The sequence below is a fragment of the Xanthomonas sp. XNM01 genome (assembly GCF_014851915.1).
In the GTDB taxonomy this organism is placed as follows: domain Bacteria; phylum Pseudomonadota; class Gammaproteobacteria; order Xanthomonadales; family Xanthomonadaceae; genus Pseudoxanthomonas.
In genome coordinates, this window is the sequence record NZ_JACVAP010000003.1 from 97,473 (window position 1) to 120,165 (window position 22,693).

The window sequence follows — 22,693 nt, forward strand, 5'->3', positions numbered from 1 at the left end:
TTCACGGCATCGGCATCCAGCGGTCGACCAGCAGCCGTACCCGCGCGCCGTCACGCTCGGCCTGGATCCGGGTCGGCATCGCCGGGAACCCGTCGGCGGCCGGCTGCCAGGCCTGGTACTCGACGGTCCAGCCCGCGGCGACGATCCGGCGCAGGTGGCCATCCTCGCCATAGGACACCTGCGCATCGCCAGCGGCCAGGCCGCGCACCCAGTCGGCCAGCCCTTCGACCGGGATCAGCCAGCCGGTGGACTGCCACAACAGTTCGGTCGCATCGGGGCCGGAACGGGGGCCGCCGTCGAGGCCTTCCAGGGTCGCGCCGCCGGGTTCGCCGCTCAACTGCCAGCTCTGCCGGGTCACCGGCGCGCTCAGCGCGATGCGGTAGGCCGTGCCCTGCTGCGACCAGTCGATGCGCCCGTTGCCGCCCTTGCCCTGCTGGCTGATCGCGACCCGGCCCTGCAGCGACCAGTCCGGGAAACGGGCCAGCTGCGCCTGCCGCTCGCGCTGGGCCGCCTGCGCGGCCTCGACATCCACCGGCGCCCGCGCCGGACGCTGCGGCACCGAACCGCAGGCGGCCAGCAGGCCAGCGACCAGCAGTACCCCGACCGCGCGCAGGCGGCTCATGGCGCCACCTCCACGCCCAGCGTTTCCAGCGCGCGCCGCAGCGAGCGGTTTTCCGGATCGAGCTTGAGCGCCTCGTCGAAGAAGCGCCGCGCTTCCTCGCGCCGGCCGGTCACCCACAGCACTTCGCCGACGTGCGCGGCCACTTCCGGGTCCTTCATCAGGCTCCAGGCCCGACGCAGCTCGACCAGCGCCTGCGCATGCCGGCCCAGCCGGTACAGCACCCAGCCGTAGCTGTCGACGATGGCCGGATTGTCCGGCTCGGCGGTGCGGGCGCGGTCGATCAGTTCCAGCGCCTCCTGGTAGCGGGTGGTGCGGTCGGCCAGGGTGTAGCCGAGCGCGTTGAGCGCGGCGACGTTCTCCGGCTCGGTGACCAGCACCTTGCGCAGGTCGGCCTCGGCCCGGTCGATGCGGTCGCGCCGCTCCCAGGCCAGCGCCCGCGCGTACAGCAGCGCGTTGTCGTCCGGATAGGCGGCCAGGCCGCGGCCGAGCGCGTCCAGCTCGCCGGCATCGTCGTCGGCGCTGTGCCGCAGCTCGGCCTCCAGCAGGTAGGCGTCGCGGCGGGCATCGTCGTCGGCGGTGCCGTCGTTCTGCAGCGCACGCGCCTCGGTGTAGGCCTCCTCGCGGCGCTCCAGCGCGTGCAGCACCGCGGCGATGCGGATCCGCGCTTCGATCCGCTGCGGCCCGCCGGGCACGCCGCGATACCAGTCCAGCGCCTCGGTGGGACGCTTGAGGAATTCGGCCAGCCGGCCCAGCAGCAGGCGCCGTCCGGGATCGGGCTGCGCGCCCTCGGCGACCAGCTGGTCGTACAGCGCGGTCAGGCCCCCGGTGTCCTCGCCGCGCGCCAGCGCCGAGGCGCGCGCGCCATAGGTCTGGGTGTCCTGCGGGCCCATCGCCATCACGCGGGCCACCGCGCCGAAATCGCGCATGGATTCGTAGGCGATGGCCAGCATCGCGCGGATCTCGCCATCGTCGGCGGCACGCGGCTCGACCTGGGCCAGCATCGCGCGCGCCTCCTCGGGCCGCCCGGACTGCTGCAGCTGCCCGGCCCGCAGCACCGCGACGCGCGGTTCGTCGGGGAAGCGGACGACGACCTGGTCGACGATGCGCTTGGCCAGCGGCTGTTCTTCCAGGCGCAGCGCCAGCCGCCCGAACTCCTGCCATGCCGGGAGTTCATCGGGAATGGCGCCACTGTCGACCAGCTGGCCGAGGACCCGGGTCGTGGTCTTCTGGTCGCGCCCGCCGGAGAGGGCAACCAGGGCATAGCGCCAGCCGCGCGGGTCGCTGGAGCGCAGCAGCCCTTCCAGCTCACGCCGCGCCTGCCGCGCCTGGCCGCGCCGCAGGGCCAGCGAGGCGCTGGCCGCGTGCATGGGCAGCGATTCGGGCGCGCGGGCGCGCCACAGCGCCAGCGCCTCGGCGGCGGCCTTGTCGTCGTTGGCGAGCATCGCGATGCGGGTGGCGCGGTCGGCCAGCGCCTCGTCGGCCTCCGCACCCCGGGCGGCCTCCAGGTACCAGCGCGCGGCATCGGGCAGCTGCCCGGCCTGCAGCGCGAACTCGCCGGCCAGCAACGGGGTCATCACGTCGTCGCGCGGGCTCGCCATCGCCGGACCGGGCAGCAGCAGCGCGGCCGCGAGCAGGGCCGAAGCGAGCAGCGCGACGCGGCCACCGGACCCGACCGGACGGGGCCCGCGGCACGGGTCTGCGACAGCGGGACGATTTGATACAGGCATTGGCACCCACCGGGCCGTAAAATGGCGGCCCAAAGACGGCCAGCAGATTAACGCAAGCACCTGAACAGATGACGTTGTGGCTTCTCGGACTCAACCACCAGACCGCGCCGGTCGACCTGCGCGAACGGGCAAGTTTTGCCGGTGACGCGCTGGCCGGCGCGCTGGCCTCGCTGCGGGCGCTGCCGGAGGTGTCCGAGGCCGCGCTGCTGTCGACCTGCAACCGCACCGAGATCTACGCGGTGTCCTCCAGCGACACCACCCTGGTGGACTGGCTGGACGGCCACGCCAGCGGCCTTCACGCCTACACCTACCGGCACAGCGATGCCGAGGCGGTCCGGCATCTGTTCCGGGTCGCCACCGGGCTGGACTCGATGGTGCTGGGCGAACCGCAGATCCTGGGCCAGGTGAAGGACGCTTGGGCGCTGGCGCGCGAACACGGCGCGCTGGGCGGGCGCCTGGACCGGCTGTTCCAGCAGACCTTCGCCGTGGCCAAGCGCGCACGCACCGACACCCGCGTCGGCGTGAACCCGGTCTCGGTCGCCTCGACCGCGGTGCGGCTGGCGCAGGAATCGTTCGCGCGCCTGTCCGAGTCCACCGTGCTGCTGATCGGCGCCGGCGAGACCATCGAACTGGCCGCACGGCATCTGGTGAAGGGCGGCGTGCGCCGGCTGCTGGTCGCCAACCGCACCCTCGCCCACGCCCAGGAACTGGCCGCGCGCCATGGCGGCTACGCGCTGCCGCTGACCGAGCTGGACCGGCACCTGGCCGAGGCCGACGTGGTGTTCTCGGCCACCGCCGCGCGCGAGCCGGTGCTGCGCCGGGTCCAGGTCGAGGCCGCGCTGGCCGCGCGCCGGCGCAAGCCGGTCCTGCTGTTCGACCTGGCCGTGCCGCGCGACATCGAGGCCGGCATCGCCGACCTGGCCGACGCCTACCTGTACACCGTCGACGACCTCGAGCGCGCGGTCGAGGACAACCGCCGCAGCCGCCATGAGGCGGCCGAAGCGGCCGAGGCGATCATCGACCTGCAGGTCGCCCGCTACATGGAGACCCTGCAGGCCGCCGGCCGCCAGGATTCGCTCAAGCGCCTGCGCGCGCTCGGCGACGGCACCCGCGACGAGGTCCTGGCCCGCGCCCGCCAGCAGCTGGCCGGCGGCCGTGATCCGGACGAGGTCCTGCAGTTCCTCGCCAACACCCTGACCAACCGCCTGCTGCACCCGCCGACGGCCGCCCTGCGCGAGGCCGCGCTCACGGGCGATGTCGAGCTGGCGCGCGCCGCCGACCGGCTGTTCCCGGACAAGGCGCCCTACCACCACACCCGGCAGCCCGATGACCCCAAGCCTGCGCCGTAAGCTCGAAGCGCTGGCCGAGCGCCGCGAAGAACTCGAACGCCTGCTCGCCGACCCCGGCGTGCTGTCCGACAACGCCCGCTTCCGCGACCTGTCGCGCGAGTTCGCCCAGCTCGAACCGGTCTCGGTAGCGCTGGGCGACGAGGCCCGTGCCAAGGCCGACCTGGCCGCGGCCGAGGCGATGCGCGCCGATCCCGAGCTGCGCGAACTGGCCGACGAGGAGATCGCCAGCGCCCAGGCGCGGCTGGCCGAACTGAACGACGCACTCCTGCTGCTGCTGGTCCCGAAGGATCCGCGCGACGACGGCAACCTGTTCCTCGAGGTGCGTGCCGGCACCGGCGGCGACGAGGCGGCGCTGTTCGCCGGCGACCTGTTCCGCATGTACGCGCGTTATGCCGAACGCCAGGGCTGGAAGGTCGAGGTCGAATCGGACAACCCCGGCGAGCACGGCGGGCACAAGGAGATCGTGGCCCGCATCGTCGGCCGCGGCGCGTATTCGCGGCTGAAGTTCGAGTCCGGCACCCACCGCGTACAGCGCGTGCCGGCGACCGAATCGCAGGGCCGCATCCACACCTCGGCGGCGACCGTGGCGATCATCCCCGAGGCCGACGAGGTCGAGGAGGTCGCGCTGAACCCGGCCGACCTGAAGGTCGACACCTTCCGTTCCTCCGGCGCCGGCGGCCAGCACGTCAACAAGACCGACTCGGCGATCCGCATCACCCACCTGCCGACCGGCGTGGTGGTCGAATGCCAGACCGAACGCAGCCAGCACGCCAACCGCGACAAGGCGATGAAGCGGCTGAAGGCGCAGCTGCTCGATGCCGAGCGCAGCCGCCAGGCCGCGGCCGAGGCGCAGACCCGCAAGCTGCAGGTCGGCAGCGGCGACCGCAGCCAGCGCATCCGCACCTACAACTTCCCGCAGGGCCGGATCACCGACCACCGCGTCGAGGGCCTGACCCTGTACGACCTGCCCAACGTGCTGGAAGGCGAGCTGGCGCCGCTGGTCGACCGGCTGATGCACGAGCACCAGGTCGACGAGCTGGCACGGCTGTCGGCGCAGTGACGCCACCGCGCGGAGCCATGATCGGCGCGGACCGATGATCGGGCCGGTTGCCGGCGAATTCCTGCGCGGGCTGGTCGGCGGACTGTGCGCGCCACCGATCTTCTGGGCCGTCTATCCGCCGTTCCTGCTGTGGATGCGCTGGTCGCTCCGCTGGCTGCCGCAGGGTTGCATCGGCGGGATGGTCGCGGTCGTCGAGCTCATCGCGCTCGGTCTGGTCGCCATCGGCGGCGGGGCGTCGGTCGCCGCATGGCTCGCCGGCCTGGCCGGCGTTCCCGGCATGGCGCACGATCCGTCCGTCTACCGGGTCAGTCCCTACCGCGTCTGGCCGGCCGATGTGTGGATGTACGTCGCCGGCATGTTCCCGGGCATGGCGCTGTCGGTCTTCATCGCCGGACTGCCGCTGCTGCGGCGACCGCGCGAGGCGTGGCGACGGCTGGTCGAGCGCCTGACACCCTGAGTCCGGGACGAAGTGTCCAGCTGCGCAGGACACGCCCGGTGCTACCCTCGGCGCATGACTGCCGAACGCGATTTCATCCCCCTGGACATCTGCGTGCTGACCGTCTCGGACAGCCGCAGCCTCGACACCGACACTTCCGGCGACTATCTGGTCGGCGCGCTCACCGGCGCCGGCCACCGCGTCCGCGAACGCGCACTGCTGCCGGACGACCGCTACCGCATGCGCGCGCTGGTCTCGGCCTGGATCGCCGACCCGGACGTGGACGGCATCCTGGTCACCGGCGGCACCGGCTTCACCGGCCGCGACTCCACGCCCGAGGCGCTGCTGCCGCTGCTGGACAAGGAAATGCCCGGCTTCGGCGAACTGTTCCGCGCGGTCAGCGTGGAGGAGATCGGCACGTCCTCGCTGCAGTCGCGCGCCTTCGCCGGCCTGGCCAACGCGACCTTCGTGTTCGCCCTGCCCGGTTCGACCTCGGCCTGCCGCACCGCGTGGGAAAAGATCATCGTCCACCAGCTCGACGCGCGCACCAAGCCCTGCAACCTGGCCACGATCCGTCCACGGCTGCGCGAGGCCTGACCGGCATGGGCAAGGACCGCGACAAGCCGCTGAAGAAGCGTCGCTACCACGCACTGCTGGAACCGATGCAGCTGGAGCTGGCGCACATGGCCGCCTGGCTGCAGCACAGCGGCCAGCGCCTGGTGGTGCTGTTCGAAGGCCGCGACACCGCCGGCAAGGGCGGCGCGATCCAGGCGATCGCCAAGCACCTCAATCCGCGCCAGTGCCGGATCGCCGCGCTGCCTAGGCCCACCGAGCGCGAATCCACGCAATGGTATTTCCAACGCTACGTCGGCCACCTGCCGGCCGCCGGCGAGATGACCCTGTTCGACCGCAGCTGGTACAACCGCGCGGGCGTCGAGCGGGTGATGGGCTACTGCAGCGACGCCGAGCACGCGCGCTTCCTGGTGCAGGCGCCGGTGTTCGAGCAGCAGCTGGTCGACGACGGCATCCTGCTGTTCAAATACTGGCTGGGCGTGGACCAGGCCGAGCAGGAACGCCGCTTCGCCGAGCGCCGCGAGGATCCGCTGAAGGGCTGGAAGCTGTCGCCGGTGGACCTGCAGGCCCGCCACCAGTACCAGGCCTACACCCGCGCCCGCGAGGAGATGCTGGCCGCCACCCACAGTGCGCACGCGCCGTGGACGCTGGTGGACTTCAACGACCAGCGCCGCGGCCGGCTGACCCTGATCCGCGACCTGCTCGACCGCCTGCCGGCCCGGCCCGACGCGATCTCGAACCTGGAGCTGCCGCCGCTGCGCGGACGCCTGCATCGCGAACGCTACGGCGTGCTGACGCCGATCGCGTCGTTCTCGCCGCCGGCCGATGACTGAGCGGCGCAGCGGCGCAGCGGCGCCCGTCATCGCGCGCGCTCCGGTTCTGAGGCAAGGTCGCCACACCGGCGGCAGGCGGCCGCAGCGCCTCCGCGGCGAGCTCAGCCGATGATGAATCCGTCTTCGACCGTGTCGGGGGATGGGTGCCGCTCGACCGTGTCGACCCGCGCCGCCGGCGGGCCGTGATGCAGCCAGACCTGCAGCTGCTCCAGCGCGGCGTCCTCACCTGCGACGATCACCGCCACGCGGCCATCGTCCAGGTTGACGGCACTGCCATGCAGGCCCAGCCGCAAGGCCTGGTCGCGCGTCGAGGCACGGAAGAACACGCCCTGCACGCGCCCGGAGACGAGAAAGCGCGCCGCGGCCATCAACCGACCTTGCCGCCGCCGTCGACGATCGCCTGCTCGATGTCTTGCGCGGTCACCGGGCCGAGGAAGTGGCGCGCGACCTTGCCGTCCGGCGCGATCAGGTAGGTGGTCGGCAGGCCGCGCGGCGTCGCGAAATCCTGCGGCGGTCGCATCGGGTCCAGCACCACGACCGGATACGACACCGGCCGCTCCTCGAGGAAGGCCTGCATGTCGGCCGGCTCGATGTCCTCGTAGGCCAGGCCGACCACCTCCACGTTCTGCCGCATCGTGTGCAGCGCCGACAGCTCCGGCATCTCCTTGATGCACGGCCCGCACCAGGTCGCCCAGAAGTTGACCACCACCCAGCGGCCGCGGTGTGCGGCCAGATCGTACGGCGTGCCGTCGGTGGCGGTGCCGGTGAAGGTGGGCACCTCCGCGGTCGCATCGACCACGCCGTTGCCCGCCGCCTCGGTGCCGCCGTCCTGCGCGCCGGTGGCGGCCGGCGCAGCAGCGGCAGGCGGCGTGGCCGCGGGATCGGCATCGCGCTGGCAGGCGGCCAGCAGCACCAGCGAGGCGAGGATCAGGGGTACACGCATGTCAGTCTCCGGTGTTCGCATACAGGTCGCCGACGCGCCGCTTCAGTGCGGCACGCAGTGGCAGGCGCAGGTCGTCGAGCACGGCGGTCACCGCCGCGCCCAGTTCGTCGTCGCGGCACGGCAGCCAGGCCTCGTCGACCGGCACGCGCAGCTGGCAGGCTTCGTACAGCTCGGCCAGGGTGAGGCTGTCCAGGTCGCGTGCCAGCAGCCATTCGCCCTGCTCGTCGCGGCGCAGCAGGTTGATCTCGCCGAGCCGGCACAGGAATTCCTGCAGCAGCGAGTCGGTCAGCAGCGGCTCCAGTTCGAGCATCTGCGCGGTATGCAGGCCACGGCCACCGCGCCGGGCCTGCTGGAAGCGACCGATCAGGCGCAGCAGCGCATAGGCTTCGTAGCCGGGCGGCAGCCGCATCGCCGCCGGCTGGTAGCGGAATGCGGCCATCGAGGATGCCAGCGACGCGCCGAGCAGGATCGCGACCCAGCCGAGGTAGATCCAAAGCAGGAAGATCGGAATGATCGCCAGCGCGCCGTACAGCTTCTGGTAGGCCTGGAAGCTGCCCAGGTACAGGCTCAGGCCGGTCTTGACCAGCTCCAGCAGGAACACCGCCAGCACCGCGCCGGCCGCCGCATGCCGCCACTGCACGGTGTGGTGCGGCACCACGCGGTAGACCAGGGTCACCACCACGAACTCGATCAGCACCGGCGCCAGGCGCAGGCTCAGGTCGGCCAGCCAGCGCCCTTCCGGCGTGGCGAACAGCGGCAGCGCGAAGAAGCGCGCCGAGATCGACAGCATCGCCGCGGCCAGCAGCGCGCCCAGGGTCAGCACGGTCCAGTAGACCAGGTAGCGGCTCAGCCGCGGCCGGGTCGAGGCCACCCGCCAGATCTGGTTGAACGTGCCCTCGATGCTGTTGAGGGTGACCAGCAGCGAGGCCACCAGCGCGACCATGCCGGCCGCGGTCAGCTGCCCGGCGCTGGCCGAGAACGCGCGCAGCGAGGATTCGACCGCGCGCGCGGCACTGGGCACGAAGTTGGAGAAGACGTAGTCGCTGAGCTGGTCGCTCCAGCGGTCGAACACCGGAAACGCCGCCAGCACGCCGAACACCACCACCGCCAGCGGCACCAGCGCGAACGCGCTGGTGTAGGCCAGCGCGGCGGCGGCCTGGAACAGGCGGTCGTCGAGGAAACGCCGCCACAGGAAACGCCCGAACGAGGCCGCGCGCGCGCGGTCGCGCATGCGTTCGTTCATCCCTGCCGCGATCCGGGCGAGCCTCATCCGCGCAAGCCTACCCGATGCGCGGCGAAGGCCGCATCGCCGATACTGGGCGGCGATCCCACACGGAGTGCGCGCATGGCCGAGATCCTGGTCCTCTACTACAGCCGCGGCGGTTCGGTCGCACGTCTGGCGCGGCAGATCGCCCGTGGCATCGAAGAGGTCCCGGGCATGCAGGCGCGGCTGCGCACGCTTCCGCCGGTCGCCGCGGTGACCCAGCAGGCGGCCCCGCCGGTGCCGGAGGACGGCGCACCCTACGCGACCTCCCAGGACCTGGCCGACTGCGCGGGCATCGCCCTGGGCAGCCCGACCCGTTTCGGCAACATGGCCGCGCCGGTCAAGCACTTCATCGATGGTCTCGGCGCCGAGTGGGCCAGCGGCCTGCTGGCCGGCAAGCCGGCCGCCACCTTCACCTCCACCGCGACCCAGCATGGCGGCCAGGAATCGACCCTGCTGTCGATGCACCTGCCGCTGCTGCATCACGGCTGCGTGATCGTCGGCATTCCCTACACCGAGCCGCTGCTCAGCAGCACCCGCACCGGCGGCACGCCATACGGCGCCAGCCATGTGTCCGGCGCCAACGACGACCCGCAACCCAGCGAGGAAGAGGCCGCGCTGGCACGCGCCCTGGGCCGGCGCCTGGCCGACATCGCCGCGCGGCTGGCCCGCTGATGGCCGCGCACACCTCGCAGCGGCTGCTGGCCGCCACCCTGCTCGCGCTCGGTCTGCTGTACGCGGGTTGGTACCACGACGACCGCCACGTCGTCGCCTCGCTGCTGGTCTTCGCCGCCCCGCCGCTGCTGCTGGCACCATTCGTGCTGCGCGGCGGGCCGAAGGCCACGTTCTGGGCCGGCGTGCTGGCGCTGTTCTGGTTCAGCCATGGCGTGATGGTGGCCTGGAGCCATCCCGAACAGCGGCTGTTCGCGCTGGCGGAGATCGGGCTGTCGGTGCTGGCGGTGCTGGCCTCGAGCTGGCCCGGGCTGAGCGCGCGCTTCGGCAGGCGTCGGCGGTGATCCGGACGTCGGCCTGCGCCCGGCTGCTGGTCGCGCTGCTGGCCACCGGCAGCGTGGCGGACGCCTGCGCCAGCGACGTCCAGGAGCAGCGCAACCGCGACGGCTCGCGTCTGCGACTGCAACTGCGCGACCTGCCCGATCCCGACGATGCCGGCTTCGTTCGGGTCCTGGTCGATCACGCCGCACCCAGTGTGGAGGGATTCGTGCGCCGGCTCGACCTGGTCGCCGATCCCGAGGGCGAGCCGCTGCGCGGCGCCAGCCTGGTCGACATCGACGGCGACGGCATCCATGAGGTCGAGATCCGCGGGCTGTGCGGCGCCGGCCCCAACTGCCTCGGCGCCCTCTACCGGCTGGACCCGGCCAGCGGCGAGCTGCGCCTGTTCTTCAGCGGCGGCTACGCCGAGCTGTGGGTGATGGACGGGCATCTGGTCGAGGCCGGCCGGGCCAGCTGCTGCAGCTGGGAATTCCATGCCTGGCGGCTGGACGGGCGGACCGCGGTGCTGGACGGCGGCAACATGGATCTGCTGGCCACCGTCGGCGTGGCAACGGGCGCGACCGATGACGCGACGCCGCTGGCCTGCGCCTTCCAGCGTCGCGACGGCACGGACTGGACCGCGATCGCGCCGCCGGGACCGGACTGGCTGCGGCTCTGCGACTGGTACGACGCGCCGTATCATGTCGTCCTCCCAGACCAGGCGCCCGGCGCCGGCCCTTCCCAGGAACCATGATGGACGAGCTTCTGATCGTCACCACCGGTGGCACGATCGACAAGATCTACTTCGACGACAAGTCCGACTACCAGATCGGCGACCCGCAGATCGGCATGATCCTGCGCGAGCTGGGCGTGACCTTCCGCTTCAACGTGATCCCGATCCTGCGCAAGGATTCGCTGCACATCACCGATGCCGACCGCGAGCTGGTCCGCGCCACCATCGCCGCGCAGCCGACCCGGCACGTGCTGGTGACCCACGGCACCGACAGCATGGTCCAGACCGGCAAGGTGTTGGCGACGATCCCGGACAAGACCATCGTGATGACCGGCGCGCTCAGCCCGGCCCGCTTCCGCGGCTCGGACGCCGAGTTCAACATCGGCTGCGCGATCGGCGCGGTGCAGGCGCTGCCTGCCGGGGTCTACATCGCGATGAACGGCCGCATCTGGGACCCCGAGAAGGTCCGCAAGAACGTCGACGCCAACCGCTTCGAAGCGATCTGAGGCCGGCCGCGGTGTCGATGGCGACCCGCGCCACGCGCGTGCTCGACGCCGCCGGCGTGCGCTACACGTTGCATCCCTACGACTACGCGGCCGATGCCGCGGGCAAGGGCCTGCAGGCCGCCGCCGCGCTGGGAGCACCACCGGCGCGGGTCCTGAAGACGCTGATGGCCTGGGTCGATGCGCGCCCGGCCTGCGTGGTGCTGGCCTGCGACCGCCAGCTGCAGCTCAAGGCGCTGGCGGCCCTCTGCGGCGGCAAGGCGGCGCGGATGATGGAGGTCGCCGAGGCCGAACGCCGCAGCGGCTACAAGGTCGGTGGAATCAGCCCGTTCGGCCAGCAGCGGCCGGTGCCGGTGTGGCTCGACCGCGACGCGGCGGCCGAGGCCAGCGTCTACATCAACGCCGGCCAGCGCGGCCTGCTGCTGCAGCTCGATCCAGCCGACGCACGGCGGGTGCTGGACGCGCAGCTGGCGGACCTCGGCACGCACTGAGCGCCGCGGCGGGCGCCCTGCCCGCCGCCCGGGTCCTGCGGTGCTGCAGGAAACGCGACGCGGACATTCCCGCCTGCATCGGTGACGTCCGACGTCCCGCGGCGAAACGGATCGAGCCGACTCACGCCCCATCGCATCGCCGACCAGCGCGAAGGGCCGGTCACCGGCGCCGGAAACGACGATGCCGCCCGCAGGCGGCATCGGATCAGAACATCCCGGTTTCCAGGCGCGCGGCCTCGGACATCATGTGCTGGCCCCACGGCGGATCGAACACCAGCTCGACATCGGCGTCGGCGATCGTCGGGATCTGCTCGAGCTTGCTGCGCACGTCGTCGACCAGGATCTCGCCCATGCCGCAGCCGGGCGCGGTCAGGGTCATCTTCACGTCGACGCCGCGCTGGCCGTCCTCGCGGTGGCGCAGCGTGGCCTCGTAGACCAGGCCGAGGTCGACGATGTTGAACGGGATCTCGGGATCGAAACAGGTCCGCAGCTGGCGCCAGACCATCGCCTCGACCTCCTCGTCGCCGGCGTCGTCCGGCAATGCCAGTTCTTCCGGCGGCTCCTTGCCGATCGCGTCGGCGTCCTTGCCCGCGATGCGGAACAGGGTGCCTTCGACGAAGACGGTGTAGCTGCCACCCAGGCCCTGGGTGATGTAGCCGACGCTGCCGGCCGGCAGGGTCACGGCTTCGCCCTGCGGCACCATGACGGCGGCACAGTCGCGCTCGAAACGGACGGGTTCACTGCTGCGGGAGTACATGTGCTTGCTTATGGGGGCGCCGGGGTGTCCGGGCAAGCCGTCATTTTAGCCGATGCGGCCTCGCGTATCCTTGCCGGTCCTTCCGCCGTTGCCAGCCGATGCCGTCGACCGTCCCGCCATCGCCCAGCCGCCGCCCCGGCCTGCTGGTGTCCCTGTTCCTGCTGGTGCTCGGCGCCGTGACGCTGGCCATCGCCTGGAGCCTGCTCGGCCTGTCCACCGGCCGCCAGCATGGCTGGCTGGCGCTGGCCGCCGGCGTCCAGGCCGGACTGATGCTGCGCCTGGGCGGGATGCGCCGCGGCCTGCCACGGATGCTGCTCGCCGTGCTGGCGACGCTGGTGGTGGTGGCCGCCGCGCAATGGGCGATCGCCGCCGGCCACATCGGCGCGCAGATGGGCCTGATGCCGTGGGAGTCGCTGCTGAAGATGGGCCCGGGCTACGCGTGGACGCTGTCGGCGCTGGCCAACACCGGCACCGACCTGGCCTGCCTGGCGCTGGCACCGCTGGCGGCGCTGCTGGCCGCACGCTGACAGCCACCGCACGGGCGGCGGCCACGCCCGATGCCGGACGCGGCCGCGAGGCGGGTCTCAGTGCCCGCCGTCCAGCGCCTTGAGCTCGCTGACCAGCGCTCCGGCCATCTCCGCGCCATCGCCGTACAGCATCCGCGTGTTGTCGGCGTAGAACAGCGCGTTCTCGATGCCGGCGAAGCCGGTGCCCTTGCCGCGCTTGATCACGATGGTGTTCTTCGAGGCGACCACGTCCAGGATCGGCATGCCGTAGATCGGGCTGGCCGGATCGGTCTTGGCCACCGGGTTGACCACGTCGTTGGCGCCGATCACCAGCGATACGTCGGTGTTCGGGAACTCGGGGTTGATGTCGTCCATGTCGACGATCAGGTCGTAGGGCACGCCGGCCTCGGCCAGCAGCACGTTCATGTGCCCTGGCATGCGTCCGGCGACCGGATGGATCGCGAACTTCACCTTGACCCCGCGCTCGATCAGCCGCTGCGCCAGCTCCCAGATCTTGTGCTGGGCCTGGGCCACCGCCAGACCGTAGCCGGGCACGATCACCACGCGCTCGGCGTAGGCCATCATCGCGGCCACGTCGCCGGCCTCGATCGGCTTCTGCGCCCCGCTGATCTCCTGCGCCTGTCCGCCCCCGCCGAAACTGCCGAACAGCACGCCGCTGATCGGCCGGTTCATCGCCTTGGCCATCAGCCGGGTCAGCAGGATGCCGGCCGCGCCGACCATCATGCCGGCGATGATCAGCGCCTCGTTGCCCAGCACGTAGCCCTCGAACGACACCGCCAGCCCGGTGAACGCGTTGTAAAGCGAGATCACCACCGGCATGTCCGCGCCGCCGATCGGCAGGGTCATCAGCACGCCCAGCGCCAGCGCCACAACGAAGAACGCGACGATCACCGCCGGCTGCAGGCTCAGTGCCGCCCACGCACCCAGCAGGGCCATGGCCACGGCCACCAGCAGGTTGAACGCCTGCTGCCCCGGGAAGGTGACGCGCCGGTCCAGACGCCCGTCCAGCTTGGCCCAGGCGACGATCGAGCCGGACAGCGACACCGCGCCGATGGCCGATCCGATCACCGCGAGCGTCAGCACCGTGGTCGACGGCTGTCGTGCCGCCAGGTCGGCGATGGCCGAGGCGCTCCAATGCGTGGTGTCGCGGCCCGCGAGGTCGGCGAAGCGCAGCAGCTCCACCGCGCCGATCGCCGCGGCCGAACCGCCGCCCATGCCGTTGTACAGCGCCACCATCTGCGGCATGTCGGTGATGGCCACCTTCTTGCCCGACACCCAGGCGGTGACCGTGCCCAGCACCAGCGCGGTGACGATCAGCGGCAGATTGTGCAGCCCGGGCAGGAAGAAGGTGGCCGCGGTGGCGATCAGCATGCCCCAGCCGGCCCAGCGGATGCCGCTGCGCGCGGTCGCCGGCGATGCCATGCGCTGCAGCCCCAGCAGGAACAGCGTGGCCGCCACCAGGTAGCTCACACCCACCAGCCACGCCCTGACCTCGAATTCGCCCCCGCTCATGCGCCTTCCCCCTGTTCCGCCGGATGCACGGCACGCGATGGATTCCTGTCCAGCCGATGGTGCTCGAACATCTCGATGGCGGTCTTGAGCAGGCCGAACATGCCCAGCCCCAGGCCGACCAGGCCCATCGCGATCTGCGACCAGGCCGTGCCTTCGGCCACGTACAGGCCCGCCAGCCCACCGCCGATCGAGAACACGACCACCCCGGTGATGATGCCGATGGCCAGGCTGCCCTTGCGCGGATCCTCCCAGACCTGGCGCGACACCTCGTTCTGGGTGGTGGTCGGATCCTGCAGCGAGGAAAAGCCGATCCCGACTCCCGCGAACAGCAGGGTGAGGTTGAAGTCCTCCAAGATCGACGCGAAGCCCTGGAAATAGGGCCGGATCACATGGAAGCAGGCCAGCAGCATGAACGGGTACTGCAGGTAGCTCACCGCATGGAACAGCCTGCGCGGACTGCGCCAGGTGGCCGGCATGTGCGGCCGGCTCACTGGTCGCCATCCCTGGCCGGCGGCTTCCTGCTGCTCTTGAACATTTCCAGCATCCGTTCGGTCACCACGTAGCCGCCGGCGGCGTTGCCCGCGCCCAGCAGCACGGCGACGAAACCGATCGCCTTCTCCAGCGTGGTGTCGGCATGGCCGAGCACCACCATCGCGCCGATCAGCACGATGCCGTGGATGAAGTTGGAGCCCGACATCAGCGGGGTATGCAGGATCACCGGCACCCGCGAGATGATCACGTGGCCGGCGATGGCCGCCAGCATGAAGATGTACAGCGCAACGAAACCGTCGTTCATCCGCGTCCTCCCCGGAGCCAGGCGCCCCATCGGCGCATCATAACCGCTGCCTGAACCGGTGCCGCTGTCAACCATGACGCCGGCGGAGCGTTTGTCCGCTGCAGAGACGACGATCGGATCCCGCGATGCGCGCCACCCTCCGGACATCGACCAGACCAGCCCCCGCCGCATCCGTGCCGGAGGCTAAGCTGTGCTGGTGACCACCGATCCCCTGCTCGATGCGCCCGCGGCGATGCCGGTCTGGGCGTCGCTGGATGCGTTCCTGGCCGAGACCGGGCCACGCGCGTTCCGCTTCGCCGAGATCGGCCTGCGCCATCGCGAGGACGCGCTGGACGCGGTCCAGGACGCGATGCTGAAGATGCTCCGGTACCAGCAGCGGCCGGCGCAGGAGTGGCAACCGCTGTTCTGGAGCATCCTGCGCCGCCGCATCATCGACATGCAGCGCCGCGCGCGCTTCCGGCTGCGCTGGCTGCAACCGGCCGGCGACGACGAGCGCGCCGAGGACAGCCGCATCGACTGGGCCGATCCCGATGCCGGTCCTGCCGAGAGCCACGCCCGTCAGCAGGCCTACGCACGGCTGGTGCAGGCGCTGCGCACCCTGCCGGCCCGGCAGCGCGAGGCCTTCACCCTGCGTGTGCTCGAGGATCTGGACGTGGCGACCACGGCCCGCGCCATGGGCTGCTCGGAAGGCTCGGTCAAGACCCACCTGTCGCGTGCGCGGCAGGCCCTGAATCTGCAACTGGAGGATGTCCGATGACCACCGGACCCGACCCCGTCGACCGGCATGCCCGGACCCTGCACGCCAGCGCGCTGGCGCACACCTCGCCGGAGGTGCTGCGCCGGCTGCGCGACGCCCGGCGCGCCGCCACCGCAACACCGGCCCGTCAGGGCTGGCTGCAGCGCGGCGGCTGGCTGGCCGGCACCGCCTGCGCGGCCGTGCTGGCGGTGGCCGTGGGCCTGCAGCTGGGCGATGCGCCGGCGCCGCACCCGGCGCCTGCGCCTACGGCCACGGCCGCCGCCGTTGCCGGCATGGCCGACGACGCCGACCTGACCACCAGCGTGGTCGAGCCGTTGCAGGAAGATCCCGGTTTCTACCTGTGGCTGGCCTCCGAAGCGCCGGCCCTGGCGATGGAGTGATGGCGATGAAGAAACGACATGTCCCCCTGCTCGTGCTGCTCCTGGCGCTGCCGCTGGCCGGGCTCGCGCAGACCGCACCGCCCTCCGCACTGCCAGCCTGGGACAAGCTCAGCCCGGAGCAACGCGAGGCGCTGATCGCGCCGGTGCGCGAGCGCTGGAATGCCGCTCCCGACGAGCGTGCACGCATGCTCGAACATGCGCAGCGCTGGAAGGCGATGTCGCCGGAGGAACGCGAGAAGGCGCGCCGGGGCATGCGTCGCTTCGACAACATGCCGCCGGAGGAACGCGAGCGCGCCCGGGTGATCTTCATCCAGACCCGCAAGATGACGCCGGAGCAGCGCACCCGGTTCCAGGAACGCTGGGAGCACATGTCGCCCGAGCAGCGCGAGCAGTGGCTGCGCGAGAACCGCGGCGGGGACCGGCAGCGCTGAGGGCCGCCGCCCCGCTCAGACGACGGCGGGCGCCTCGCTGACGGCCACCGGCGCCTGCGGCCAGGCGGTCCTGGCCAGCAGTTCGTCGTTCCAGTCGAACGCCAGGCCGTCGCCGGCCAGGAACAGCGCGACGAAGTTGTAGACGTTGCGCGCGTACATCTCGCTGGCGTGGATCGCACCCATGCTGGCCAGGTCCAGCGGGCCGGCGATGGTCACGCCCTGCAGGTCGATGGTCTGGCCCGGGCGGGTGGCCTCGCAGTTGCCGCCGGTTTCGGCGGCCAGGTCGACCACCACGCTGCCCGGCCGCATGCCGGCAACCATCGCGGTGGACAGGATCTTCGGCGCCGGCCGTCCCGGCACGGCGGCGGTGCAGACCACCACGTCGATCCCCTTGAGATGGTCGGCCAGGCGCTGCTGCTGCAGCGCGCGCTCCTCGTCGGTCAGCTGGCGCGCGTAGCCCCCCTCGCCGGCCGCGCTCACCCCCAGGTCGAGGAACTTGCCGCCCAGCGATTCGATCTGTTCGCGCGTTTCCGGGCGCACGTCGAAGCCCTCGACCTGCGCGCCGAGCCTGCGCGCGGTCGCGATCGCCTGCAGCCCGGCCACGCCGGCGCCGACCACCAGCACCTTCGACGGACGGATCGTGCCGGCGGCGGTGGTCAGCATCGGGAAGAACCGCGGCGCCAGCTGCGCGCCGATCAGCACGGCCTTGTAGCCGGCCATGCCGGCCTGCGAGCTGAGCACGTCCATCGACTGCGCGCGGGTGGTGCGCGGCAGGCGTTCGAGCGGAAAGGCCAGCACGCCGCGCGCGCGCAGCGCCGCTTCGCGCGCCGGATCGGCCTGCGGATGCAGCATGCCGACCAGGGCCGCGCCCGGAGCCAGCGCCTGGATCGTCTCGCCGGGCGGCGGCTGCACGCAGACCACCAGGGCCGCCGTCGAGCGGGCGTCCGCACCGGCGAGGCGTGCACCGGCATCGAGATAGGCCTGGTCGACGATGCCGGCCCGCTCGCCTGCACCCGCCTCCACCACGACCTGCGCACCGAGCGCGGTCATCTTGCGCACCGTCTCCGGGGTCGCCGCCACGCGACGCTCGCCCGATGCCGCCTCGCGCAGTACCAGCACTTCCACCGCCATGCCTGCCCCTCGCCCGGTTGGGATCGGGCCGATGCTAGCAAAGGCGGGGGCGTGGTGCGCCGCATGCCGGCGCGGCACAGGCGGCGAGGCGGCTCAGTGCAGCGTCACCGGCCCCGGGTGGATGTCGAGGCGGTCGATCACGCCCTGCATCGCGCTGTCGAAGGCGCCATCGTCCTCGATGTGCTTGCGCAGGCGCCCAAGCCGGATCATCACCGCCAGCTCCTCGGGCGAGGCCACGCAGAAGCGCACGCCGCGGCGGTTGACGAACAGCAGGCGCGCGGAGATCGGACTGATCCAAGACAGCTTGCCCGGCTGCACGCGGCCGTCCTTGTCGATGAAATCCAGCCAGGTGCCGATCGGCAGCGCGCGGATGTGGTCGGCATCGGCGTTGTCGAAATCCAGCGCATCGATGCCACCGGCCAGCTCGATCGGGCTGCGCTCGACCGCGGCCGCCGGCTGCGGCAGCGAGACCTGCGGCAGTTCCGGCAGCGCCTTCTCCAGTTCCGGCCGCTCGGCGGCCACGGCCTGCAGCGTGTCGTGCAGCGCGGCGATCGCCACTTCCGCCGCGTCGCCATGCACGCCGACGCTGGCGAACACGCGGCGCAGCGCCGGCTGCCACTGCTGCAGCCAGACCTTGCCGACCACGTGGCGACGCGCCTCGTCCAGCTCGTCCAGCAGGCCGTCGGCCAGTGCCAGCGCCTCGGCGCAGGCATCGCTCTCGTCGCCGTCGCGCAGCAGGGTCAGGGTCAGGTGGTGCTGCCAGGGATTGCACAGGAAGCCACTGACCGCCTGCGGCAGGTCGAGCCCGTCGATGCGCATCTCCAGCTCGCTCTCGGCGCGGGTGCGCGCCAGCTCCAGCCGCTCCTGGCCGCGCTGGATCTCGGCGGCGCGGCGTTCGGTGATCTCGATCCGGCGGCGGTGCTGCTCGAGGAAGTCGCGGAACTCCTCCTCCAGCGTCATGAAGATCGCCAGGTTCTCGTTGAACTCGGCGACCAGCCGCTCGATGATCTCCTCGACCTTGGCCAGCAGCGTGCGCTCGGCCGCGCTCTCGCCCTGGTTGCCCTCGCAGGCCTCGGCCAGCGCGTTGAGCAGGCGTCGCGCCGGATGGGTCTTCTGCACGAACATGCGCCGGTCCAGCAGCGCGACCTTGACGAAGGGCACCACCAGCCGGCCGATCAGTTCGCGCGGGCGCCCGGCCAGGTCGCGTTCGTCCAGGAGCACGTCGAACAGCATGCCGACCAGATCGATCGCGTCCTCGTCCTTGGGGTCGAGCCGGGCCATCGACGGGTCGACGCCGAGCTGGCTGGCGCTGGACAGCACCTCGCTCTTGAGCCGTTGCGACAGCGACTCGCGCTCGTCGCCGATCGCGGCGTGCAGGGTCGCGCTGGGCGTGGCCTGCAGCAGCGACAGCACCGACAGCATCTCGCGCTGGCTCAGCGGCCGCTGCTGCGACTGGGCGCTGGCGATGCCATCGGCGGCCTGGTCGACCGCGCCGCGCAGGTCGCGGCTCTGCTGCAGCATCTGGTGCAGCGCGTCCAGCAGCATGCCGGGCGCGGCGGGATTGCCGGGCGCGGCCGCGTCGCCGGCCGCGGCGAAGCCGCCGCGGGTCTCGGAGAAGCGCTGCATGAAGCGCGCCGCCCACGCCGGTGACATGTCCTCGCCCACGCCGGGTTCGCCCCAGCCGCCCTGGCCGGCGGCGAAATCCTCGGCCATCGACGGCGCATCGCCGCGGCGCGGCCGCGCCGGCCTGCGCGCGGCGCCACCGCCGCCAGGAAGCACCCCGGCCCGCAGCAGGCGTTGATCGAGCGCGTCGTAGAGCTTGGCCATGGTCTGCGCCAGGTCGCGCTCGCACAGCTTGATCAGGACCAGCCGGACTTCCGGCGCCAGCTCGGCCATGGCGAAGGCTTCGTGCACGGCCACGCCGATGTGCTCGGGCCCGACCGGATTGCGGTCGGCATCCAGCTCCAGGCCGCCGGCGATCCAGCCCAGGCGCCGGTCGATGCGCATCAGCACCTGCTTGTGGTCGCGCAGCAGCCCGGCCGCCAGGGTGCGCACCGCCAGCCGCGATTCCAGTTCGTGTTCGGCCACCAGGCTCAACCCGCCCTCGCCCGCCGACAGCGTCGCCTCGGCCGATTCGGGCTGGCCCGATTCGAGCGCCAGCCACGCCTGCGACAGGCGCGTGCGGAACCGTCCGGAGACGGCATCGCGCTTGCGGCGCAGTTCGCGCATCCCGTCCAGGAACAGCAGCTGCGATCCCCCGGCCCGTTCGGCGCGATCGAACAGGACATCGTCGTAGCGCGCGACCGCCGCGGAGAACGCATCGCCCAGCGCGGGCAGAAAGCCATCGCGCACCTGCGCCAGCAACATCGCGTCGCGGGCGTGGTGGTGGAGCGGATCAGGGGTGGGGGTGCTCATGCGCACTGCTCCGGGAGGGGCAGTTGGGGGGACGGGCGGGTGCGGCTCGGGGATTCCGCTGCTGCATCGTACGCGCCGGCCGTGATGACGACCGTGATCCAGTGGGCAAATCACGGGCCGCGGAACGGCCGAATCCCTTGCGGCACAGGGCGTTGCCGGCGATTCAGGCCGCCTGGACGGACGGCCCGAGGCGGTCGACCACCGCCTGCATCGCGCTGTAGAAGGCGTCGTCCTCGCGGTGCTGGCGCAGGCGTCCGAGCCGGACCATCGCCGCCAGTTGCTCCGGGGTGGCCACGCAGAAGCGCGCGCCGCGCCGGTTGACGAACATGCGCTTGCCGGAAATCGGGCTGACCCAGGCCAGCTTGCCGGGCTGCACCCGGCCTTCGCGGTCGACGAAGTCCAGCCAGCTGCCCAGCGCGAGCGTCTGGAAGTACTCGACCGTTTCCAGGTCGAAGCCGATGGCCTCCGGCGGTTCGTCCGGGATCGGCGAAGGCTCGGCCTCGACCGGCGCCGGCGGTGATTCGGGCACGGTCGCGGCCGCTACCAGCGGCGCGAGGTCGCCGCGCGCCACGCCAAGCAGCACGTCCGACAAGGCTGCGGCGGCCGCCGCGGCCGCATCGGCCGGCATGCCCGCCTCGCTGTAGCAGCGCTGCAGCGCGGGCATCCGGGTCTGCGCCCAGGCCGCGTCGGCGCGCGGACCGGTGCCGGCCGGATCGGCAGCCACCACGATCGCGTCGGCCAGGGCGATGCTCTCGGCCAGCCCGGCCTCGGCGTCGCGCAGCGCCAGCCGCTCGACCTGCTGCAGCCAGGGCCGGGCCAGGAAATCGTGCAGCGCGGCCGGGAGATGGCGTCCGCGGGTCAACCGCTCCAGCTCCGCCGCGGCGCGCTGGCGCGCCTGCACCCGGCGCTCCTCGGCACGCTGCAGTTCGGCGGCCCGGCGCTCGGCGATCTCCACGCGCCGCCGGTACTGCTCGCAGTACGCGCCGAACTCGGCCTCCACCGCCAGGAACACGCCCTGGTGCTCGTCGAAGCCGGCCACGACCCGCTGGCTGGCGGCGCGCGCCTGCGCCAGCAGCGCCAGCTCGGCGGCCGACTCGCCGGGGTTGCCGTCGCAGGCGTCGGCCAGCAGGTTGAGCAGGCGCCGCGCCGGGTGGCTGTCGCGGGCGAACAGGCGCGGATCCTGCAGCGCGACCTTGGCCACCGGCACCAGCAGCTGCCCGATCACCGGGCGCAGGTCCGGCTGCAGGTGGGACTCGGCCAGGATCGACTCGAACAGCAGCGCGACCAGGTCGAGGATGTCCTCGTCGGCATGGTCCAGACGGATCGTGGCCGGATCCAGGCCGAGCCTGGACGCCTGGGTCAGGATCTCCCGGTACAGCCCCTGCGAGAGCGCGCCGGAGGCGGCGATGGTGTCGTAGCCGGCATGCGGCTCGATCTGCAGCAACGACAGGATCGACAGCAGTTCGCGCTGCGACAGCGCGCGCCGGGTCCGGGCGTCGGACAGCGCGCTGCGGAAGCGGTCGCGGACGCGGCGCGATGCCTGCAGCATGCGCCGCAGCTCCGGCGGCAGCAGTTCGCGCTCGTCGCGGGCGTGCACGTCGATCCCCGCCGCTACGGCGCCGGTCGCGCCACGCGCGCCGTCCCAGCGGCTGAAGAAGCGCGCGATCCAGTCCTCGGTCCCGGCCGCCTCGGCGCTCCCGGCCACGGGGATGCCGCCACGGCGCCGGCCGCCGGCCGGCATCTCCAGGTCGCGGACCAGGGTCACCAGCCGCGCCTCGAGCATCGAATACAGCGCACCGACGCGCTCGACCATGCCCGGCTCGCACAGCGCGATGGCGGCCAGCTGCGCGCGCACGCTGACCCGGGCACCGGTGAAGGCCGCATGCATCGCCGCGCCGAGGTGCTCGGGACCGATCGGATTGGAATCGATGTCCAGCCGCAGGCCGCCGGCGATGAAACCCAGATAGCGGTCCAGCCGCATCAGCTCCGGCCGCCAGGCCTGCTGGACCGCGCCGGCCAGGTTGCGCACCGCCAGGCGGACGTCCAGCTCCTGCTCGGCCACCAGCACCAGGTCGTTGCCGCGGGCGAAGGTGCGCTCGACCGACACCGGCCGGCCGCCTTCCAGCCCCTGCCAGGCCTTGGCCAGGTGCGCGCGGAAACGGGCGATCAGCGATTCGCGGTCGCGGCGCAGCTCCTGGATCGCATCCAGGTACTCGCCCTGGGCCGGTGGCACCGCCGCGTCGGCGAGCTGGAACAGCCCGGTGCCCAGCCCGTCCAGTTCGGCGGCGAAGGCATCGGAGAGCGGCAGCAGGATCGCCTCCCGCACCTGGTTCAGCAGGTCGGGATTGCGGCTGGCCAGGTCGTCGGCGAACGGCGGGGTCTGCATCGGCCTCGAAAGTGGTCGTGGGGCACCTGGGCGACGGAGCGCCGGCCCGGCGCCCGCGTGCCGGAGCCCATGCCGGA

The 22,693-nt window shown here is 72.2% G+C and carries 26 protein-coding genes; 14 read left to right on the forward strand and 12 right to left on the reverse strand.

Annotated elements, in window-relative coordinates; genetic code table 11:
• Nucleotide 1 precedes the first annotated feature (1 nt).
• Nucleotides 2–622: a lipoprotein insertase outer membrane protein LolB gene (lolB, locus tag IB242_RS11785; protein WP_192279507.1), complete on the reverse strand. Its 621-nt coding sequence runs from the start codon at nucleotides 620–622 to the stop codon at nucleotides 2–4.
• Nucleotides 619–2,220, reverse strand: coding sequence for a tetratricopeptide repeat protein (locus IB242_RS11790; RefSeq protein WP_225540540.1), 1,602 nt, complete (start codon nucleotides 2,218–2,220; stop codon nucleotides 619–621). The genes lolB and IB242_RS11790 overlap by 4 nt, the downstream gene beginning before the upstream one ends.
• Before the next feature lie 197 nt (nucleotides 2,221–2,417).
• On the opposite strand from IB242_RS11790, the gene hemA reads away from it, so the two are divergent.
• The 5 genes from hemA to ppk2 are packed head-to-tail and all read left to right on the forward strand — an operon-like array spanning nucleotide 2,418 to nucleotide 6,600.
• Nucleotides 2,418–3,698, forward strand: coding sequence for a glutamyl-tRNA reductase (gene hemA, locus IB242_RS11795; protein ID WP_192279511.1), 1,281 nt, complete (start codon nucleotides 2,418–2,420; stop codon nucleotides 3,696–3,698).
• A complete protein-coding gene (gene prfA / locus IB242_RS11800) occupies nucleotides 3,676–4,758 on the forward strand; it encodes a peptide chain release factor 1 (RefSeq protein ID WP_192279513.1) in 1,083 nt (360 codons plus the stop codon). Before hemA ends, prfA begins: the two co-directional genes overlap by 23 nt.
• A 34-nt stretch (nucleotides 4,759–4,792) precedes the next feature.
• The gene (locus IB242_RS11805) at nucleotides 4,793–5,215 is read left to right on the forward strand and encodes a hypothetical protein (protein WP_192279515.1); all 423 of its coding nucleotides are present in this window, start codon (nucleotides 4,793–4,795) and stop codon (nucleotides 5,213–5,215) included.
• Between the two features lie 54 nt (nucleotides 5,216–5,269).
• Entirely contained in the window at nucleotides 5,270–5,791 is a 522-nt protein-coding gene (gene moaB / locus IB242_RS11810; RefSeq protein ID WP_192279517.1) for a molybdenum cofactor biosynthesis protein B, read from the forward strand.
• A gap of 5 nt (nucleotides 5,792–5,796) precedes the next feature.
• A complete protein-coding gene (gene ppk2 / locus IB242_RS11815; protein WP_192279519.1) occupies nucleotides 5,797–6,600 on the forward strand; it encodes a polyphosphate kinase 2 in 804 nt (267 codons plus the stop codon).
• 101 nt (nucleotides 6,601–6,701) lie between these two features.
• On the opposite strand, the gene IB242_RS11820 is transcribed toward ppk2, so the two are convergent.
• From IB242_RS11820 to IB242_RS11830, 3 genes are read right to left on the reverse strand one after another with little or no spacing between them, the layout of a single operon-like run.
• Nucleotides 6,702–6,968, reverse strand: a complete 267-nt coding sequence (locus IB242_RS11820; RefSeq protein WP_192279521.1) for an acylphosphatase — start codon at nucleotides 6,966–6,968, stop codon at nucleotides 6,702–6,704.
• Nucleotides 6,968–7,543, reverse strand: a complete 576-nt coding sequence (locus IB242_RS11825) for a TlpA disulfide reductase family protein (protein ID WP_192279523.1) — start codon at nucleotides 7,541–7,543, stop codon at nucleotides 6,968–6,970. The genes IB242_RS11820 and IB242_RS11825 overlap by 1 nt, the downstream gene beginning before the upstream one ends.
• A 1-nt stretch (nucleotide 7,544) precedes the next feature.
• On the reverse strand, nucleotides 7,545–8,786 hold the full coding sequence (locus IB242_RS11830; RefSeq protein ID WP_225540541.1) for a YihY family inner membrane protein: 1,242 nt from the start codon (nucleotides 8,784–8,786) through the stop codon (nucleotides 7,545–7,547).
• A 102-nt stretch (nucleotides 8,787–8,888) separates the two neighbouring features.
• On the opposite strand from IB242_RS11830, the gene wrbA reads away from it, so the two are divergent.
• From wrbA to ybaK, 5 genes are read left to right on the forward strand one after another with little or no spacing between them, the layout of a single operon-like run.
• Complete coding sequence (gene wrbA, locus IB242_RS11835) at nucleotides 8,889–9,482, forward strand: NAD(P)H:quinone oxidoreductase (protein ID WP_192279527.1); 594 nt, start codon at nucleotides 8,889–8,891, stop codon at nucleotides 9,480–9,482.
• Entirely contained in the window at nucleotides 9,482–9,823 is a 342-nt protein-coding gene (locus IB242_RS11840; RefSeq protein ID WP_192279529.1) for a DUF2069 domain-containing protein, read from the forward strand. The genes wrbA and IB242_RS11840 overlap by 1 nt, the downstream gene beginning before the upstream one ends.
• Complete coding sequence (locus IB242_RS11845) at nucleotides 9,820–10,551, forward strand: hypothetical protein (RefSeq protein ID WP_192279531.1); 732 nt, start codon at nucleotides 9,820–9,822, stop codon at nucleotides 10,549–10,551. The genes IB242_RS11840 and IB242_RS11845 overlap by 4 nt, the downstream gene beginning before the upstream one ends.
• The gene (locus tag IB242_RS11850) at nucleotides 10,551–11,036 is read left to right on the forward strand and encodes an asparaginase domain-containing protein (protein WP_192279533.1); all 486 of its coding nucleotides are present in this window, start codon (nucleotides 10,551–10,553) and stop codon (nucleotides 11,034–11,036) included. The genes IB242_RS11845 and IB242_RS11850 overlap by 1 nt, the downstream gene beginning before the upstream one ends.
• 11 nt (nucleotides 11,037–11,047) lie before the next feature.
• The gene (ybaK, locus tag IB242_RS11855; protein ID WP_192279542.1) at nucleotides 11,048–11,524 is read left to right on the forward strand and encodes a Cys-tRNA(Pro) deacylase; all 477 of its coding nucleotides are present in this window, start codon (nucleotides 11,048–11,050) and stop codon (nucleotides 11,522–11,524) included.
• A gap of 205 nt (nucleotides 11,525–11,729) precedes the next feature.
• Here the strand turns inward: ybaK and sufT are convergent, their stop codons facing one another.
• Entirely contained in the window at nucleotides 11,730–12,281 is a 552-nt protein-coding gene (sufT, locus tag IB242_RS11860; RefSeq protein WP_192279544.1) for a putative Fe-S cluster assembly protein SufT, read from the reverse strand.
• A gap of 98 nt (nucleotides 12,282–12,379) precedes the next feature.
• Between sufT and IB242_RS11865 the strand changes: the two genes are divergently transcribed.
• Nucleotides 12,380–12,808, forward strand: coding sequence for a hypothetical protein (locus tag IB242_RS11865; RefSeq protein ID WP_192279546.1), 429 nt, complete (start codon nucleotides 12,380–12,382; stop codon nucleotides 12,806–12,808).
• Between the two features lie 57 nt (nucleotides 12,809–12,865).
• Here IB242_RS11865 and IB242_RS11870 read toward each other — a convergent pair whose 3' ends face one another.
• The 3 genes from IB242_RS11870 to IB242_RS11880 are packed head-to-tail and all read right to left on the reverse strand — an operon-like array spanning nucleotide 12,866 to nucleotide 15,116.
• Nucleotides 12,866–14,320 (reverse strand): NAD(P)(+) transhydrogenase (Re/Si-specific) subunit beta, encoded by a 1,455-nt coding sequence (locus IB242_RS11870; RefSeq protein WP_192279547.1) that lies wholly within the window; start codon nucleotides 14,318–14,320, stop codon nucleotides 12,866–12,868.
• Nucleotides 14,317–14,811, reverse strand: coding sequence for a hypothetical protein (locus tag IB242_RS11875; RefSeq protein ID WP_192279549.1), 495 nt, complete (start codon nucleotides 14,809–14,811; stop codon nucleotides 14,317–14,319). The genes IB242_RS11870 and IB242_RS11875 overlap by 4 nt, the downstream gene beginning before the upstream one ends.
• A complete protein-coding gene (locus IB242_RS11880) occupies nucleotides 14,808–15,116 on the reverse strand; it encodes an NAD(P) transhydrogenase subunit alpha (RefSeq protein WP_192279551.1) in 309 nt (102 codons plus the stop codon). Before IB242_RS11880 ends, IB242_RS11875 begins: the two co-directional genes overlap by 4 nt.
• Before the next feature lie 232 nt (nucleotides 15,117–15,348).
• Between IB242_RS11880 and IB242_RS11885 the strand changes: the two genes are divergently transcribed.
• The 3 genes from IB242_RS11885 to IB242_RS11895 are packed head-to-tail and all read left to right on the forward strand — an operon-like array spanning nucleotide 15,349 to nucleotide 16,684.
• Nucleotides 15,349–15,873 (forward strand): RNA polymerase sigma factor, encoded by a 525-nt coding sequence (locus IB242_RS11885; RefSeq protein WP_192280528.1) that lies wholly within the window; start codon nucleotides 15,349–15,351, stop codon nucleotides 15,871–15,873.
• On the forward strand, nucleotides 15,870–16,253 hold the full coding sequence (locus IB242_RS11890; protein ID WP_192279553.1) for a hypothetical protein: 384 nt from the start codon (nucleotides 15,870–15,872) through the stop codon (nucleotides 16,251–16,253). The genes IB242_RS11885 and IB242_RS11890 overlap by 4 nt, the downstream gene beginning before the upstream one ends.
• A gap of 5 nt (nucleotides 16,254–16,258) precedes the next feature.
• The gene (locus IB242_RS11895; protein WP_192279555.1) at nucleotides 16,259–16,684 is read left to right on the forward strand and encodes a DUF3106 domain-containing protein; all 426 of its coding nucleotides are present in this window, start codon (nucleotides 16,259–16,261) and stop codon (nucleotides 16,682–16,684) included.
• Nucleotides 16,685–16,699: 15 nt separating this feature from the next.
• Here IB242_RS11895 and IB242_RS11900 read toward each other — a convergent pair whose 3' ends face one another.
• From IB242_RS11900 to IB242_RS11910, 3 genes are all read right to left on the reverse strand, one after another.
• Entirely contained in the window at nucleotides 16,700–17,815 is a 1,116-nt protein-coding gene (locus IB242_RS11900; RefSeq protein ID WP_192279557.1) for an NAD(P) transhydrogenase subunit alpha, read from the reverse strand.
• Nucleotides 17,816–17,908: 93 nt separating this feature from the next.
• Complete coding sequence (locus tag IB242_RS11905; RefSeq protein ID WP_192279559.1) at nucleotides 17,909–20,230, reverse strand: DUF1631 domain-containing protein; 2,322 nt, start codon at nucleotides 20,228–20,230, stop codon at nucleotides 17,909–17,911.
• Between the two features lie 163 nt (nucleotides 20,231–20,393).
• Nucleotides 20,394–22,616 (reverse strand): DUF1631 family protein, encoded by a 2,223-nt coding sequence (locus IB242_RS11910; RefSeq protein WP_192279561.1) that lies wholly within the window; start codon nucleotides 22,614–22,616, stop codon nucleotides 20,394–20,396.
• Between the last annotated feature and the right edge of the window lie 77 nt (nucleotides 22,617–22,693).

Coding starts and splice junctions, on each gene's coding strand:
- sufT (WP_192279544.1), bottom strand. CDS start 12,281: ATGTACTCCCGCAGCAGTGAACCCGTCCGTTTCGAGCGCGACTGTGCC.
- IB242_RS11820 (WP_192279521.1), bottom strand. CDS start 6,968: ATGGCCGCGGCGCGCTTTCTCGTCTCCGGGCGCGTGCAGGGCGTGTTC.
- IB242_RS11880 (WP_192279551.1), bottom strand. CDS start 15,116: ATGAACGACGGTTTCGTTGCGCTGTACATCTTCATGCTGGCGGCCATC.
- IB242_RS11905 (WP_192279559.1), bottom strand. CDS start 20,230: ATGAGCACCCCCACCCCTGATCCGCTCCACCACCACGCCCGCGACGCG.
- IB242_RS11825 (WP_192279523.1), bottom strand. CDS start 7,543: ATGCGTGTACCCCTGATCCTCGCCTCGCTGGTGCTGCTGGCCGCCTGC.
- IB242_RS11885 (WP_192280528.1), top strand. CDS start 15,349: ATGCCGGTCTGGGCGTCGCTGGATGCGTTCCTGGCCGAGACCGGGCCA.
- moaB (WP_192279517.1), top strand. CDS start 5,270: ATGACTGCCGAACGCGATTTCATCCCCCTGGACATCTGCGTGCTGACC.
- IB242_RS11840 (WP_192279529.1), top strand. CDS start 9,482: ATGGCCGCGCACACCTCGCAGCGGCTGCTGGCCGCCACCCTGCTCGCG.
- ppk2 (WP_192279519.1), top strand. CDS start 5,797: ATGGGCAAGGACCGCGACAAGCCGCTGAAGAAGCGTCGCTACCACGCA.
- wrbA (WP_192279527.1), top strand. CDS start 8,889: ATGGCCGAGATCCTGGTCCTCTACTACAGCCGCGGCGGTTCGGTCGCA.
- IB242_RS11790 (WP_225540540.1), bottom strand. CDS start 2,220: ATGGCGAGCCCGCGCGACGACGTGATGACCCCGTTGCTGGCCGGCGAG.
- IB242_RS11805 (WP_192279515.1), top strand. CDS start 4,793: ATGATCGGGCCGGTTGCCGGCGAATTCCTGCGCGGGCTGGTCGGCGGA.
- IB242_RS11895 (WP_192279555.1), top strand. CDS start 16,259: ATGAAGAAACGACATGTCCCCCTGCTCGTGCTGCTCCTGGCGCTGCCG.
- lolB (WP_192279507.1), bottom strand. CDS start 622: ATGAGCCGCCTGCGCGCGGTCGGGGTACTGCTGGTCGCTGGCCTGCTG.
- IB242_RS11830 (WP_225540541.1), bottom strand. CDS start 8,786: ATGAACGAACGCATGCGCGACCGCGCGCGCGCGGCCTCGTTCGGGCGT.
- IB242_RS11900 (WP_192279557.1), bottom strand. CDS start 17,815: ATGGCGGTGGAAGTGCTGGTACTGCGCGAGGCGGCATCGGGCGAGCGT.
- IB242_RS11890 (WP_192279553.1), top strand. CDS start 15,870: ATGACCACCGGACCCGACCCCGTCGACCGGCATGCCCGGACCCTGCAC.
- IB242_RS11850 (WP_192279533.1), top strand. CDS start 10,551: ATGGACGAGCTTCTGATCGTCACCACCGGTGGCACGATCGACAAGATC.
- IB242_RS11865 (WP_192279546.1), top strand. CDS start 12,380: ATGCCGTCGACCGTCCCGCCATCGCCCAGCCGCCGCCCCGGCCTGCTG.
- IB242_RS11870 (WP_192279547.1), bottom strand. CDS start 14,320: ATGAGCGGGGGCGAATTCGAGGTCAGGGCGTGGCTGGTGGGTGTGAGC.
- prfA (WP_192279513.1), top strand. CDS start 3,676: ATGACCCCAAGCCTGCGCCGTAAGCTCGAAGCGCTGGCCGAGCGCCGC.
- IB242_RS11910 (WP_192279561.1), bottom strand. CDS start 22,616: ATGCAGACCCCGCCGTTCGCCGACGACCTGGCCAGCCGCAATCCCGAC.
- hemA (WP_192279511.1), top strand. CDS start 2,418: ATGACGTTGTGGCTTCTCGGACTCAACCACCAGACCGCGCCGGTCGAC.